Origin of the sequence: Arhodomonas sp. KWT2, assembly GCF_041949875.1 — a bacterium.
Lineage (GTDB): Bacteria > Pseudomonadota > Gammaproteobacteria > Nitrococcales > Nitrococcaceae > Arhodomonas > Arhodomonas aquaeolei.
The window spans coordinates 1-15,717 of sequence record NZ_JBHFPQ010000012.1 but is presented as its reverse complement, the minus strand read 5'-3'; the positions used below and the strand labels follow the sequence as shown (position 1 = coordinate 15,717).

Genomic DNA, 15,717 nt, shown 5'->3' with positions numbered 1-15,717 from the left:
CGCGCGCGCCGCACCCCCGTACTTCTCCGCCATCACCTTCGTCATCGCCGCCGTCAGCGTCGTCTTGCCATGGTCAACGTGACCAATCGTTCCCACGTTCACGTGCGGCTTCGTGCGCTCAAACTTCTCCTTGGACACGGCTCACCTCATCTGGGCTGAATTCTGTTAACGCTATAAACCCGACTGGCCAAGGGCTCAGCCGGCCTTCTTGATCACTTCGTCGGCGATGTTCGCCGGCGCCTCGGCATACCCCACGAACTCCATGCTGTAGGACGCACGACCCTGGGTCGCGGACCGCAGGTCCGTGGCGTAACCGAACATCTCCTTCAGCGGCACCTCGGCGCGGATCACCTTGCCGGTCGGCCCGTCCTCCATACCCTGGACCGTGCCGCGGCGGCGATTGACGTCCCCCATGACGTCGCCCATGAACTCCTCGGGCGTCACCACCTCGACCTTCATTACGGGCTCGAGCAGCACCGGATCCGCCTTCGCGAAGCCGTCCTTGAACGCCATCGAGCCGGCGATCTTGAACGCCATCTCCGAGGAGTCCACGTCGTGGTAGGACCCGTCGAAGAGCGTGACCTTGAGGTCGACCACCGGGAAGCCCGCGAGCACGCCGTTCGCCATCTGCTCCTGGATGCCCTGGTCCACCGAGGGGATGTACTCCTTCGGCACCACGCCGCCGACGATCTTGTTCTCGAAGGCGTAGCCCTCGCCGCGCTCCTGCGGCGCCATCTTGATCCACACGTGACCGTACTGACCGCGGCCGCCGGACTGACGGACGAACTTGCCCTCCGTCTCGATCTCCTTCCGGATGGTCTCGCGGTAGGCCACCTGGGGCTGGCCGATGTTGGCCTCGACCTTGAACTCGCGCTTGAGGCGGTCGACGATGATCTCCAGGTGAAGCTCACCCATGCCGGAGATGATGGTCTGGCCGGACTCCTCGTCCGTGCGCACCTGGAAGGACGGGTCCTCCTGGGCCAGCTTGCCCAGCGCAACGCCCATCTTCTCCTGGTCGCTCTTGGTCTTCGGCTCCACCGCGACGGAGATCACCGGATCCGGGAACTCCATGCGCTCCAGGGTGATCCGGTTGTCCTTGTCGCAGAGGGTGTCACCCGTGGTGACCTCCTTGAGACCGATGGCCGCCGCGATATCGCCGGCGCGAACCTCCTCGATCTCCTTGCGCTCCTTCGAGTGCATCTGAACGATGCGGCCGAAGCGCTCGCGCTTGCCCTTGACCGGGTTCCAGACGGAATCGCCGGAACGGATGACACCGGAGTAGACGCGGAAGAAGGTCAGCGTACCGACGTACGGATCGGTCGCGATCTTGAACGCCAGAGCGGCGAACGGCTCGTCGTCCCCGGCCGGGCGGGTCGCGGGGGTACCGTCCTCGAGCTCACCCTCGATCGGCGGCACGTCCACCGGCGACGGCAGGTACTCGACCACGGCGTCGAGCAGCGCCTGGATGCCCTTGTTCTTGAACGCGGTGCCGCAGAACACGGGCACGATCTCGTTGGCCAGCGTCTGCGCGCGGATACCGCGGTTGATCTCCTCGACCGTGAGCTCCTCACCCTCGAGGTACTTCTCCATCAGGGCCTCGTCACCCTCGGCCGCGGCCTCCACGAGCTGCTCGCGATACTCCGCGGCCATCTCCTGGAGCTCCGCCGGGACGTCGACCTGATCATAGGTGACGCCCTGATCCTTCATATTCCAGTAGATGGCCTTCATGCGCACGAGGTCGACCACGCCCTGGAAGTCGTCCTCCGCGCCGATGGAAAGCTGCATGGGCACCGCGTTGGCACCGAGACGCTCGCGCACCATCTGGATGCAGCGGTAATAGTCCGCACCCATCTTGTCCATCTTGTTGACGAACACCATGCGCGGCACGCTGTACTTGTTCGCCTGCCGCCACACTGTCTCCGTCTGCGGCTCAACACCGGCGTTCGCGTCCAGCACGCATACCGCACCGTCGAGCACACGCAGCGAACGCTCCACCTCGATGGTGAAGTCCACGTGCCCGGGCGTGTCGATGATGTTGATCCGGTGCTCCGGATACTGCTGGTCCATGCCACGCCAGAACGTGGTGGTCGCAGCAGAGGTGATCGTGATACCGCGCTCCTGCTCCTGCTCCATCCAGTCCATGACCGCCGCACCCTCGTGCACCTCGCCCATCTTGTGGGAGATGCCGGTGTAGAACAGGATGCGCTCGGTCGCGGTGGTCTTGCCGGCATCGATGTGCGCCATGATGCCGATGTTGCGGTAGCGCTCGATCGGTGTCTTGCGTGCCACTGCGGAATTCCCCGTACGTGTTACCAGCGGAAGTGCGAAAAGGCCTTGTTCGCCTCCGCCATGCGATGCGTATCCTCGCGCTTCTTGACGGCTGCACCGCGGTTGTCGGCGGCCTCCAGCAGCTCGTTGGCGAGACGATGACCCATGGTGGTCTCACCCCGCTTGCGTGCGGAATCGATGATCCAGCGCATCGCCAGCGTATTGCGGCGCTCGGGCCGGACCTCGACGGGCACCTGGTAGGTGGCGCCACCGACACGGCGGGACTTCACCTCGACGACCGGGCGCACGTTCTCGAGCGCGGTCTCAAGGACCTCCATGGGATCCTCGTGCCCCTTGGCGGTGACACGATCAAGCGCGCCGTAGACAATCCGCTCGGCGACCGAGCGCTTGCCGTCGCGCATGATGAAATTGACGAAGCGGGTCAGCATCTCACTGCCGAACTTGGGATCCGGCAGGACCTTCCGCTTGGGAACTTCTCTTCTTCTCGGCATCGCGTTAACTCACCCTCTCTGCAGGAACGGTTCAGCGCTCAGCTCTTGGGCCGCTTGGCGCCGTACTTGGAGCGGCCCTGGCGGCGCTTGTCGACACCGGCGGTATCGAGAGAGCCACGCACCGTGTGATAACGCACGCCCGGCAGGTCCTTGACACGGCCGCCGCGGATCAGCACCACGGAGTGCTCCTGGAGGTTGTGGCCCTCGCCGCCGATGTAGCTCGCCACCTCGTAGCCGTTGGTCAGCCGGACACGCGCGACCTTGCGCAGCGCCGAGTTCGGCTTCTTCGGCGTGGTGGTGTAGACGCGGGTGCACACCCCGCGACGCTGAGGACAGGCCTCGAGCGCGGGAACGTTGCTCTTCGCCGCCCGGTGCTTACGCCCCTTCCGAACCAGCTGGTTGATGGTTGCCATAAGACGCTGACTCCAAAAGTAAAACGAACGACAGGCCGGGACCCCCGGCCTGTCGAAAGTGGGTAATTGTATGGACCCCCCGGGGGAGTGTCAACACGGCCTCCCCGGGGGGCGTGGCAGCGCGCTTACTCGCCCGCGCTGTCGTCCCGGAAGCCGCCCTCGTGGACGGCGCCGCCACCGAGGTGGGGCATCGCCGGCGGAACCATGTCCAGCTCCGTTGCCGGCCGCTGCTGACGCTGGTGGCGTTCCGCGTGATAGGCGAACCCGGTGCCCGCCGGGATCAGGCGGCCGACGATGACGTTCTCCTTCAGGCCACGGAGCTCGTCGCGGGCACCGCGGGTCGCGGCGTCCGTGAGCACCCGGGTGGTCTCCTGGAAGGAGGCCGCCGAGATGAAGGAATCCGTCGCCAGCGACGCCTTGGTGATGCCGAGCAGCATGGGCTCGAAACGGGCCGCTTCCTTGCCCTGGGCCTCGAGCTGCTCGTTCTCCTCGAGCACCCGGCCCCAGTCCGCCTGCTCACCCCGCAGGTAGCGGGTGTCGCCGGCGTCCCGGATCTCGACCTTGCGCAGCATCTGCCGGGCGATGACCTCGATGTGCTTGTCGTTGATCTTCACGCCCTGCAGGCGGTAGACGTCCTGGATCTCGCGGACGATATAGCTCGCCAGCTCCGTGACACCGAGCAGCCGGAGTATATCGTGGGGGTTCGGCTCGCCATCGGCGATGACCTCGCCCTTCTCCACGTGCTCGCCCTCGAAGACGGTGACATTGCGCCACTTCGGAATGAGCTCCTCGTAGGTCTCACCGTCCAGCATGGTGATGACCAGGCGCTGCTTGCCCTTGGTCTCCTTGCCGAAGGACACGGTACCGGAGACCTCGGCCAGGATCGCCGGCTCCTTGGGCTTGCGCGCCTCGAAGAGGTCCGCCACGCGCGGCAGACCACCGGTGATGTCACGGGTCTTGGACGACTCCTGCGGGATACGGGCGATGACGTCACCGACGTCCACCTCTGCGTTGTCGTCGACACTGACGATGGCGTCCGCCGAGAGGTAGTACTGTGCCGGGATGTCGGTGCCGGCGAGGTTGAGGTCGTTGCCGTCCTCGTCCACCAGCTTGATCATCGGCCGCAGGTCCTTGTGCGCCACGCGCTCCTCGGTCTGCCGGCCGTTGGAGTCGACGACGGTGCGCCGGATCTCGCCGTTGCCGCGGGTCTTCGGATCCGTGACCACGAGGCTGGACAGACCGGTGACCTCGTCGACCTCCCGGTTGACGGTCACGCCCTCGACGAAGTCGAAGAACTTCAGCCGGCCCTTCACCTCTGTGATGATCGGATGGGTATGCGGATCCCAGTTCGCGACGATCTGGCCCGCCTCCACCGCCTCGTTGTCCTGCACCGCGATGGTCGCGCCGTAGGGGACCTTGTAGCGCTCACGCTCGCGGCCGTACTCGTCCATGACGGTGATCTCGCCGGAGCGCGATACGGCGACGAGGTTGCCGGAGTGGTGCTGCACGGTCTTGAGGTTGTGCAGCCGGGCAGTGCCGGCCGCCTTGACCTCGACGTTGCTCACCGACGCCGCACGGGAGGCCGCGCCGCCGATGTGGAACGTACGCATGGTCAGCTGCGTGCCCGGCTCGCCGATGGACTGCGCGGCGATAACGCCGACGGACTCGCCGACGTTGACCTTGTGGCCGCGCGCGAGGTCACGGCCGTAGCAGTTCGCGCAAACGCCGTGGCGGGTCTCGCAGGTGATCGGCGAACGCACCCAGACCTCGTCGACGCCTTCGTGCTCGAGCATGTCGACACGCAGCTCGTCGAGCAGTGTGCCGGCCTCGAGCACCACCTCGGTGCCTCCCGGACGGGTCACATCCTGGGCGACTACCCGGCCGAGGACCCGCTCGCGCAGGGGCTCGACCACGTCACCACCCTCGATGATCGGGGTCATCTTGAGGCCGCGGTAGGTGCCGCAGTCCGCCTCGGTGACGACCAGGTCCTGGGACACGTCCACGAGCCGGCGGGTCAGGTACCCGGAGTTCGCCGTCTTCAGCGCCGTGTCCGCGAGGCCCTTGCGGGCACCGTGGGTCGAGATGAAGTACTGCAGGACGTTGAGGCCCTCGCGGAAGTTCGCCGTGATCGGGGTCTCGATGATCGAGCCGTCCGGCTTCGCCATGAGGCCGCGCATGCCGGCGAGCTGGCGGATCTGCGCGGCAGAGCCACGGGCGCCGGAGTCGGCCATCATGAAGATCGAGTTGGTCGATTTCTGCTCGATCTCCTTGCCCTCGGCATCGGTCGCCGTCTCCTTGCCGAGGCGCTCCATCATCGCGCGGGCGACCTCGTCGTTGGTGTGCGACCAGATGTCGATGACCTTGTTGTAGCGCTCGCCGTTGGTGACCAGGCCCGAGGCGTACTGCTCCTCGATGTCCTTCACCTCCTCCTCGGCGCGCTCGAGGATCTCCGCCTTCTCCGGCGGGATCACCATGTCCTCCATGCCGATGGACACCGCGGCACGGGTGGACATGTGGAAGCCGAGGTACATCAGCTGGTCGGCGAAGACCACGGTGGCCTTGAGGCCGAGGCGGCGATAGCAGGTGTTGATCGCCTCGGAGATCGCCTTCTTGGTCATGTCCCGGTCGACCAGCGAGAACGGCAGCCCGTCGGGGACGATGTCGTAGAGCAGCGCGCGGCCCGCGGTGGTCTCCACCCGGTGCACGGACTCGGTGACGTTGCCGTCGTCGTCCTGCACGACCTCACGGATGCGCACCTGCACGCGCGCCTGGAGCTGGATCTGGCGGCTCTCGTAGGCACGGTGGATCTCCTGGGTATCAGAGAACACCATGCCCTCGCCGCGCCGCCCGACCAGCGACAGGGTCATGTAGTACAGGCCCAGCACGATGTCCTGGGAGGCCCCGATGATGGGCTCACCGGAGGCCGGCGAGAGCACGTTGTTCGACGACATCATCAGCGCCCGCGCCTCGAGCTGCGCCTCGATGGACAGCGGCACGTGCACCGCCATCTGGTCGCCGTCGAAGTCGGCGTTGAACGCCGGGCAGACCAGCGGGTGCAGCTGGATCGCCTTGCCCTCGATGAGCACCGGCTCGAACGCCTGGATGCCCAGGCGGTGGAGCGTGGGCGCGCGGTTGAGCATCACCGGGTGCTCGCGGATGACGTCCTCGAGGATGTCCCAGACCTCGGGGGTCTCGCGCTCGACCAGTTTCTTGGCGGCCTTGATGGTGGTCGCCAGACCCAGGCGCTGCAGGCGCGAGAAAATGAACGGCTTGAACAGCTCCAGCGCCATGCGCTTGGGCAGGCCGCACTGGTGCAGGCGCAGGGTCGGACCGACCACGATCACGGAGCGCCCGGAGTAGTCCACGCGCTTGCCCAGCAGGTTCTGGCGGAACCGCCCCTGCTTGCCCTTGATCATGTCCGCCAGCGACTTCAGCGGCCGGCGGTTGGTGCCGGTGATCGCCCGGCCGCGGCGGCCGTTGTCGAGCAGCGCGTCCACGGACTCCTGGAGCATGCGCTTCTCGTTGCGCACGATGATGTCCGGCGCCGAGAGCTCGAGCAGCCGCTTGAGACGGTTGTTCCGGTTGATCACGCGCCGGTAGAGATCGTTGAGATCCGAGGTCGCGAAGCGGCCGCCGTCCAGCGGCACGAGCGGACGCAGGTCCGGCGGCAGCACCGGCAGGACCGTCATGATCATCCACTCGGGCTTGTTGCCGGACTCGAGGAACGATTCCACGAGCTTGAGCCGCTTGGACAGCCGCTTGATCTTGGACTCGGAATTGGTCGCGTCCATGTCCTCGCGCAGCCGCGCCGCCTCGTCCTGGAGCTCCAGGCTCTTGAGCAGCTCGAACACGGCCTCCGCGCCCATGCGCGCGTCGAACTCGTCACCGTACTGCTCCACCGCGTCGAGATAGCCGTCGTCGGTGAGCAGCTGACCGCGCTCCAGCGGCGTCATGCCCGGATCGATAACGATGAACGCCTCGAAGTAGAGCACCCGCTCGATGTCGCGCAGGGTCATGTCGAGAAGCAGGCCGATGCGCGAGGGCAGCGACTTGAGGAACCAGATGTGGGCCACCGGGCTCGCCAGGTCGATGTGGCCCATGCGCTCGCGGCGCACCTTCGCCAGCGTCACCTCGACGCCGCACTTCTCGCAGACCACACCCCGGTGCTTGAGGCGCTTGTACTTGCCGCACAGGCACTCGTAGTCCTTGACCGGGCCGAAGATCTTCGCGCAGAACAGCCCGTCGCGCTCCGGCTTGAAGGTCCGGTAGTTGATGGTCTCGGGCTTCTTGACCTCGCCGTAGGACCAGGACCGGATCTTCTCCGGCGACGCCAGGCTGATGCGGATGGCGTCGAAGTCATCAAGCTGCGCACCCGGCTGCTTGAACAGATTCAGAAGGTCTTTCATAACCGCTGCCCGTCCAACTGTAGTTGGCAAATTCGCTGCGGGGACACCCCGCCCCGCTCAGGCCGGCCGCCCATGGCGGCCGGCGCGCTGTCTGGCATCGGGACCGCACCGCGGCCCCGTCGCCCCGTCAGTCGTGCTCCAGCTCGATGTCGATACCGAGCGACCGGATCTCCTTGACGAGCACGTTGAACGACTCCGGCATGCCCGCCTCCATGCGGTGATCGCCGTCCACGATGTTCTTGTACATCTTGGTACGGCCCGGCACGTCGTCCGACTTGACCGTGAGCATCTCCTGGAGCGTATAGCTCGCGCCGTACGCCTCCAGCGCCCACACCTCCATCTCGCCGAAGCGCTGGCCGCCGAACTGGGCCTTGCCGCCGAGCGGCTGCTGGGTGACCAGCGAGTACGGCCCCGTCGAACGGGCATGCATCTTGTCGTCGACCAGGTGGTTGAGCTTGAGGATGTGCATGTAGCCGACGGTCACCGGCCGGTCGAAGGCCTCGCCGGTGCGCCCGTCGTACAGCGTCGTCTGCCCGGACGTCGGCAGGCCGGCGAGCTCGAGCATCGCCTTGATGTCGTCCTCGTTGGCACCGTCGAACACCGGCGTGGCCATGGGCACGCCACCGCGGAGGTTGCCCGCCAGCTCCAGCACCTCCCCGTCGCTCAGCGAGTCGAGGTCCTCCTGCTTGCCGGAACGGTTGTAGATCCGGCCCAGGAAGTCGCGGATGTCGGTCACGCTGCGCTGGGCGTCGAGCATCTCGCCGATACGCCGGCCGAGGCCCTTGGCGGCCCAGCCCAGGTGGGTCTCGAGCACCTGGCCGATGTTCATGCGCGAGGGCACGCCCAGCGGCGAAAGCACCACATCGATGGCCTCGCCGTTCTCGTCGAACGGCATGTCCTCGACCGGGACCACTCGGGAGATCACGCCCTTGTTGCCATGACGGCCGGCGAGCTTGTCGCCGGGCTGGATACGCCGGCGAACGGCCAGGTAGACCTTGACCATCTTGAGCACACCCGGGGCGAGGTCGTCGCCCGCGGTGATCTTGCCCTTCTTCTCCTCGAAGCGGTCATCGAAGGCCTTGCGCTGCGCCTCGAGCTGCTCCTTGACCTTCTCGAGCTGCTGGGTGACCTCGTCGTCGCGCAGACGGATCTCGAACCAGCGGCTGCGCTCGACGCCGCGGAGATACTCCTCGGTGAGCTCGGTGCCGGCGCGCAGCCCGTTCGGGCCGCCCTCCGCGACCTTGCCCACGAGCAGGCGCTCGAGACGGGCGAAGGCGTCGTTCTCGAAGATGCGGTACTGGTCGTTGAGGTCCTTGCGCACCGCCGCGAGGGCATCCGACTCGATGGACAGCGCACGCTGATCCTTCTCGACGCCGTCGCGGGTGAACACCTGCACGTCGATGACCGTGCCGTCCATGCCGGAGGGCACCCGCTGCGAGGTGTCCTTCACGTCGGACGCCTTCTCGCCGAAGATCGCGCGCAGCAGCTTCTCCTCAGGGGTGAGCTGGGTTTCGCCCTTGGGCGTGACCTTGCCCACGAGGATGTCGCCCGCCTTGACCTCGGCGCCGATGTAGACGATGCCGGACTCGTCCAGGCGCGAGAGCGCGCCTTCGCCCACGTTCGGGATGTCGGCGGTGATCTCCTCCGGGCCGAGCTTGGTGTCCCGGGCCACGCAGGTGAGCTCCTCGATGTGGATCGTGGTGTAGCGATCCTCCTGGACCACCCGCTCGGAGACGAGGATCGAGTCCTCGAAGTTGTAGCCGTTCCAGGGCATAAACGCGACGCGCATGTTCTGCCCGAGCGCGAGCTCGCCCATGTCCGTGGACGGGCCGTCGGCGAGGACGTCGCCGCGGGCCACCACCTCACCGGGGCGCACCAGCACCTTCTGGTTCTGACAGGTGTTCTGGTTCGAGCGCGTGTACTTGGTGAGGTTGTAGATATCGACACCCGGCTCGCCCGGTGCGGTCTCCCCGTCGTTGACGCGGACCACCACGCGCGCAGCGTCGACCTGCTCGACCACGCCGCCGCGGTCGGCGCAGACCGTCACGCCGGAGTCCACCGCCACCGAGCGCTCCATGCCGGTACCCACCAGGGGCTTGTCGGCGCGCAGGGTCGGCACGGCCTGGCGCTGCATGTTCGCGCCCATGAGCGCGCGGTTGCCGTCGTCATGCTCGAGGAACGGCACCAGCGAGGCAGCCACCGAGACGATCTGCTTCGGCGAGACGTCCATGTACTGGACCTTGTCCGGGGTGGACATGCCGAACTCGTTCTGGTGGCGGATCGAGATCAGGTCGTCGACCAGGCGGCCTTCCTCGTCCACGCGGGCGTTGGCCTGCGCGATGATGTAGCGCGACTCCTCGATCGCGGAAAGGTAGTCCACGTCGTTGGTGACCTGGCCGTCCACGACCTTGCGGTAAGGCGTCTCGAGGAAACCGTAGCGGTTGGTGCGCGCGTACACCGCGAGCGAGTTGATCAGGCCGATATTCGGCCCTTCCGGGGTCTCGATCGGGCACACCCGGCCGTAGTGGGTCGGGTGAACGTCACGGACCTCGAAGCCGGCCCGCTCGCGGGTGAGACCGCCCGGCCCGAGCGCCGAGACGCGGCGCTTGTGGGTGACCTCGGAGAGGGGGTTGTTCTGGTCCATGAACTGCGAGAGCTGCGAGGAGCCGAAGAACTCCTTGATCGCCGCCGCCACCGGCTTGGCGTTGATCAGCTCCTGGGGCATCAGCCCCTCGCTCTCCGCCAGGCTCAGGCGCTCGCGCACGGCACGCTCGACGCGCACCAGGCCGACGCGGAAGACATTCTCGGCCATCTCGCCGACACAGCGCACGCGGCGGTTGCCGAGGTGGTCGATGTCGTCGGTGCTGCCGTGACCGTTGCGGATGCTGATCAGCTCGTGGAGAACCGCGAAGATGTCGCTGTGATCCAGCACGCCCTCGCCGGTGACCTCGTCCCGGCCGACCCGCAGATTGAACTTCATCCGGCCCACCGGCGAGAGGTCGTAGCGGTCGGCGCTGAAGAACAGGTTCTCGAACAGGTTCTCCGCGGCCTCCTTGGTCGGCGGCTCGCCCGGGCGCATCATCCGGTAGATCTCCACCAGCGCCTCGAGCTGGGTCCGGGTGGAGTCGATGCGCAGGGTGTTGGAGATGTACGGACCGCGGTCCAGATCGTTGACGAACAGCGTGTCGAAGGTCTCCACGCCGGCGTCGCGCATCTGCTGGACGAGCTCCTCGCCGAGCTCCGCGTTCGCCTCGGCCAGGATCTCGCCGGTGCCCGCATCGATCACGTCGTGGGCGAGGACCTTGCCGGCGAGATAGTCGTCCGGCACCTCCAGCTCCGTGAGCCCCGCCTTCTCCATCTGCCGGATGTGGCGCGCGGTGATCCGCCGGCCGCTCTCGACGATGACGTCCTCGCCCGCGCGGATGTCGAACGCCGCGGTCTCGCCGCGCAGGCGCTCCGGCACCAGGTCGAGCACGATCCGGCCGTCGCGGAACCGGTAGGTGTTCTTGTCGAAGAACAGGTCCAGCATCTGCGTGTTGTCGAACCCGAGCGCACGCAGCAGCACCGTCGCCGGCAGCTTACGGCGGCGGTCAATGCGCACGAAGATGCAGTCCTTCGGGTCGAACTCGAAATCGAGCCACGAGCCGCGGTAGGGAATGACCCGCGCGGTATAGAGCAGCTTGCCCGAGGAATGGGTCTTGCCCTTGTCGTGATCGAAGAACACACCCGGCGAGCGGTGGAGCTGGGAGACGATCACCCGCTCCGTGCCGTTGACGACGAAGGTGCCGTTGCGGGTCATCAACGGCAGCTCGCCCATGTAGACTTCCTGCTCCTTGATGTCCTTGACGGTGCGCGCGTCCTTGTCGTAGATCACCAGTCGCACGAGCACGCGCAGCGGCGCGGCGTAGGTCAGCCCGCGGAGCTGGCACTCCTTGACGTCGAACGCCGGGTCGCCGATGCGGTAGCTGACGTACTCCAGGGCCGCGCTGCCGGAGTAGCTCTCGATCGGGAACACGGACCTGAACGCACCGTGCAGACCGCCTTCCTCGCGGCCGTCCGGATCGCGCTCGAGCTGCAGGAAGTCACGGTACGACTCGATCTGAGTGGCGAGGAGATAGGGGACATCCAGGATGTTCGGCTGCTTGCCAAAGTCGTTCCGGATGCGCTTCTTTTCGGTGAAAGAGTAGGCCATCGAGCTTCCTCACCCAGGATTTGGTTCCAGTGGCGTGTCCAAAGCGCTGCCCACCGCGATGGGCAGGGCTTTGGGCCGCCTGTGACACAAACAGGGAAAGGCCGGCAGCCCGTGGCCGCCAGCCATTCCCCGTCATCAAGCTGAAAGTGCTTGTATCGCCAAGCCCTTACTTCAGCTCCACGGAGGCACCCGCCTCCTCCAGCTTGGCCTTGATCTCCTCGGCCTCGTCCTTGCTGGCGCCTTCCTTGACCGGGGCCGGCGCACCCTCGACGACCTCCTTCGCCTCCTTCAGGCCAAGGCCGGTGACGCCGCGCACGGCCTTGATCACGGCAACCTTGTTGGAACCGAAGCTGGAGAGCACGACGTCGAACTCGGTCTGCTCTTCCTCGGCAGCGGCCTCACCACCACCGCCGGCGGCCGGCGCGGCCGCGACAGCGGCAGCGGCGGTGACGCCGAACTTCTCTTCCATCGCCTCGATCAGCTCAACGACCTCCATGACGGACATGGAGGCAATAGTCTCAAGAATATCGTCCTTAGAAACGGCCATCGTCAAATCTCCTCAGCGTTGACGCGTAATCGTCGAAATACCAGACAGCAGCGACAGTCAGGATCGCAGCGGCGCCGCGCGTTACTGCTTGGCGTCCTTCACTGCAGCGAGCGTACGGACCAGCTTGCCGGGCACCTCGTTGAGGGTCGTGGCAAGCTTCTGGACCGGCGCACGCATCGTCGCCATGAGGCGGCTGACCGCCTCGTCGTAGGTCGGCAGACTGGCCAGACGTTCCAGCTCGGCGGCGCCGTAACGCTCACCGCCGACGGCAACCATCTTGACCACGAGCTGCTCGCGCTCCTTACCGAAATCGCGGATAACGCGAGCGGCCGACCCGGGATCCTCCTGCGAGAAGGCAAGAAGCAGCGGGCCCTCGAGCCCCTCCGACATGCACTCGAAGTCGGTGCCCTCCACCGCCCGCTTGGCGAGGGTGTTCTTGAGCACCTTGAGGTACACACCGGACTCGCGCGCCTTCACACGCAGCCGATCCATGTCACCGGCATTCAGCCCGCGATACTCCGCCGCAACGGCGGAATGGGCGTCAGCGGCGACACTGGCAACCTCCTGCACCATCCGCTTTTTCTGTTCCAGACTCAGTCCCATTGCTTTCCTCCTGGAACGCGGTTGGTTCGAAGGGGCAGCCGGCCGTGACCGGCAACCCCGGGGACGGTTTCCGCCCCCGGCCCGCTCCGTGGCGGGCCGGACGGTGGCCCCTTCGCAGGATGGTCGATCCTGTCTGGGCTGCACCGTCTGCGCAGGCGGCCTCGCGGCCTTTAAGCGCTTTCGCGCACCATGCGGTCTTAGACGGCTGTCGCGTCGACGACAGCCTCAAGACCCTTGCGGGTGCGCCGGCCGGGCCGGCGCACCGTCATTCATGCACTCAGGGACGCGAGGTCGATCGAGACCCCGGGACCCATCGTGGTGGAGACCGTCACCCGCTTGAGGTAGGTCCCCTTGGAGGTGGACGGCTTGACCTTGTTGAGGTCGATGATCAGCGCCTCGAGGTTCTGGCGCAGCTGATCGACCCCGAAATCCACCTTACCGAGGGTGCAGTGGATCAGGCCGCCGCGGTCCGTACGATAGCGAACCTGACCGGCCTTGGCGTTCTGCACCGCCTCGGTCACGTCGGTGGTCACCGTGCCGACCTTGGGGTTCGGCATCAGCCCGCGCGGACCCAGCACCGGGCCAAGCCGGCCGACGACGCCCATGGTGTCCGGCGTGGCGATGACCACGTCGAAATTCAGCTCGCCGCCCTGGATGCGCTCGGCGAGATCCTCCAGGCCAACGACGTCGGCGCCCGCCGCCTCGGCGGCCTCGGCGTTCGCGCCCTGGGCGAAGACCGCGATGCGCACGGTCTTGCCGGTGCCGTTGGGCAGCACGGTGGAGCCGCGGACCACCTGGTCCGACTTGCGCGGATCGACACCGAGATTGACGGACACGTCGACGGACTCGGTGAAGCGTGCGTTGGCGAGCTCCTTGAGCAGCCCGAACGCCTCATCGGCCTGGTACAGGCGCGTCGCGTCGATTCGCTCGCGGAACATCTGCTTGCGCTTGCTCAGCTTCGCCATGGCTTAAACCCCCTCCACGTCGAGGCCCATCGAGCGCGCGCTACCCGCGATGGTGCGCACCGCCGCGTCCATATCGGCCGCGTTGAGGTCCGGCCACTTGGTGCGGGCAATCTCCTCGAGCTGCTCGCGGTTGACCTTGCCCACCTTGTTGGTATTGGGCTGGCCGCTGCCCGACTTGATGCCGGCCGCCTTCTTCAGCAGGATCTGGGCCGGCGGTGTCTTGGTGATGAACGTGAAACTGCGGTCGCTGTAGACCGTAATCACCACCGGGGTCGGCAGCCCCGGCTCCATCTCCTGGGTCTGCGCATTAAACTGCTTGCAGAACTCCATGATGTTGACGCCGTGCTGACCCAGCGCCGGGCCCACCGGCGGGCTCGGATTGGCCTGACCGGCGGCCACCTGCAGCTTGATGTAGGCTTCGACCTTCTTTGCCATGACGGACTCCTGATAGTGGGTAATGACGCCGGCGGACTGGTTACCCCGGCTCCCCGGAACGGCCCGCGCGGTGGCTGCCGCGCGGCCGGACTAGCCCTTCTCGACCTGACTGAACTCGAGCTCCACGGGGGTCGAGCGCCCGAAGATGAGCACCGCAACGCGCAGGCGGCTCTTCTCGTAGTTGACCTCCTCGACCACGCCGTTGAAGTCGGTGAACGGCCCGTCGATGACGCGCACCACTTCGCCAACCTCGAAGAGCACCTTCGGCCGCGGCTTCTCGGTGCCCTCCTTGACGCGATTGAGGATCTGCTCGGCCTCGCGCTCGGAGATGGGGGCGGGACGGTCACTGGAGCCGCCGATGAAGCCCATGACCCGCGGCACGTTGCGCACGAGGTGCCACGTCTCGTCGGTCATCTCCATCTGGACCAGCACGTAGCCGGGGAAGAACTTCCGCTCGCTACGCCGCTTCTGCCCGTCCTTGATCTCGACCACCTCCTCGGTGGGAACGAGGATCTCACCGAACTGGTCTTCCATGCCCGCCCGGCGCACACGCTCCTGAAGGGAGCGCTTCACCTGGTTTTCGAACCCCGAGTAGGCGTGGACCACATACCAGCGCTTCGCCATCAGGGATCAACCTCCAGGTCGCACGAGGGACTCAACCCCCCAAAGGAAAAACATATCCAGCAGCCAGAGCATGACCGCGACCAGCAGCACCATCGCGATGACGATCATGGTCGTCTGCAGCGTCTCCTGGCGGGTCGGCCAGACCACACGCCGGAGCTCCTGACGTGATTCACGGGCGAAGGCCCAGGCGGCCCGACCGCGTACGGTCGACATGGCGATGCCAATGGACACCGCCGCCACCGCGATCAACCCGATGGCCCGGTACAGCACGGACTGCGCCTCGAACCAGTAGAAGGCGACCACCCCGAGCAGGAACAGCCCGATGGCGGCGGCCAGCTTCAGGGAATCGAGCGGCGAGGACTGACTTTCGGCTCTGGCACTCATGAACTGCCTGCAAAAACACTACGCCGCCTCCTGTATCAGGGCGGCGGCGTCGATATCAGATGGCAGGCCAGGAGGGACTCGAACCCCCAACCTGCGGTTTTGGAGACCGCTGCTCTGCCAATTGAGCTACTGGCCTATAACCGATGCCGGCGGGCGTCGCACACCGGCGAATTGACTAGAGTAAACGAAAGCGGGCCGCGAGGAAACCCCTCGCGGCCTCGCCGGCCTTACTCGATGATCTTGGAGACGACGCCGGCGCCGACGGTACGACCGCCCTCACGCACCGCGAAACGCAGCCCCTCTTCCATGGCGATCGGCGCGATCAGCGACACCGTCATCTTCACGTTGTCGCCCGGCATCACCATCTC

At 66.4% G+C, this 15,717-nt stretch carries 12 protein-coding genes, 1 tRNA gene and 1 pseudogene; all 14 read right to left on the bottom strand.

Annotated elements, in window-relative coordinates; genetic code table 11:
* Nucleotides 1–138, bottom strand: a 138-nt coding sequence (locus tag ACEZHJ_RS00310) for a GTP-binding protein (RefSeq protein WP_375036105.1), incomplete at its 3' end; no start/stop codon positions are given.
* Between the two features lie 57 nt (nt 139–195).
* Nucleotides 196–2,289 (bottom strand): elongation factor G, encoded by a 2,094-nt coding sequence (fusA, locus tag ACEZHJ_RS00305; protein ID WP_259204132.1) that lies wholly within the window; start codon nt 2,287–2,289, stop codon nt 196–198.
* 20 nt (nt 2,290–2,309) lie between these two features.
* On the bottom strand, nt 2,310–2,780 hold the full coding sequence (rpsG, locus tag ACEZHJ_RS00300) for a 30S ribosomal protein S7 (protein WP_026321272.1): 471 nt from the start codon (nt 2,778–2,780) through the stop codon (nt 2,310–2,312).
* A gap of 38 nt (nt 2,781–2,818) precedes the next feature.
* Nucleotides 2,819–3,193, bottom strand: a complete 375-nt coding sequence (rpsL, locus tag ACEZHJ_RS00295; protein WP_018719721.1) for a 30S ribosomal protein S12 — start codon at nt 3,191–3,193, stop codon at nt 2,819–2,821.
* Between the two features lie 125 nt (nt 3,194–3,318).
* Entirely contained in the window at nt 3,319–7,599 is a 4,281-nt protein-coding gene (gene rpoC, locus ACEZHJ_RS00290) for a DNA-directed RNA polymerase subunit beta' (RefSeq protein ID WP_163140176.1), read from the bottom strand.
* Nucleotides 7,600–7,726: 127 nt separating this feature from the next.
* Nucleotides 7,727–11,791 carry a DNA-directed RNA polymerase subunit beta gene (gene rpoB, locus ACEZHJ_RS00285; RefSeq protein WP_163140178.1) on the bottom strand — a complete coding sequence of 1,355 codons (4,065 nt, stop codon included), beginning with the start codon at nt 11,789–11,791 and terminating at the stop codon, nt 7,727–7,729.
* Between the two features lie 166 nt (nt 11,792–11,957).
* Nucleotides 11,958–12,338: a 50S ribosomal protein L7/L12 gene (gene rplL / locus ACEZHJ_RS00280; protein ID WP_026321271.1), complete on the bottom strand. Its 381-nt coding sequence runs from the start codon at nt 12,336–12,338 to the stop codon at nt 11,958–11,960.
* Nucleotides 12,339–12,419: 81 nt separating this feature from the next.
* Entirely contained in the window at nt 12,420–12,941 is a 522-nt protein-coding gene (gene rplJ / locus ACEZHJ_RS00275) for a 50S ribosomal protein L10 (protein ID WP_018719717.1), read from the bottom strand.
* A gap of 269 nt (nt 12,942–13,210) precedes the next feature.
* On the bottom strand, nt 13,211–13,906 hold the full coding sequence (gene rplA / locus ACEZHJ_RS00270) for a 50S ribosomal protein L1 (RefSeq protein WP_163140180.1): 696 nt from the start codon (nt 13,904–13,906) through the stop codon (nt 13,211–13,213).
* 3 nt (nt 13,907–13,909) lie between these two features.
* Nucleotides 13,910–14,341, bottom strand: a complete 432-nt coding sequence (gene rplK, locus ACEZHJ_RS00265; RefSeq protein WP_163140182.1) for a 50S ribosomal protein L11 — start codon at nt 14,339–14,341, stop codon at nt 13,910–13,912.
* 90 nt (nt 14,342–14,431) lie between these two features.
* Nucleotides 14,432–14,965 carry a transcription termination/antitermination protein NusG gene (gene nusG / locus ACEZHJ_RS00260; protein ID WP_018719714.1) on the bottom strand — a complete coding sequence of 178 codons (534 nt, stop codon included), beginning with the start codon at nt 14,963–14,965 and terminating at the stop codon, nt 14,432–14,434.
* Between the two features lie 6 nt (nt 14,966–14,971).
* Entirely contained in the window at nt 14,972–15,349 is a 378-nt protein-coding gene (secE, locus tag ACEZHJ_RS00255) for a preprotein translocase subunit SecE (RefSeq protein WP_163140184.1), read from the bottom strand.
* 60 nt (nt 15,350–15,409) lie between these two features.
* Nucleotides 15,410–15,485, bottom strand: a tRNA-Trp gene (locus ACEZHJ_RS00250).
* A 91-nt stretch (nt 15,486–15,576) separates the two neighbouring features.
* Nucleotides 15,577–15,717, bottom strand: a pseudogene (tuf, locus tag ACEZHJ_RS00245) (elongation factor Tu); the annotation flags it as partial.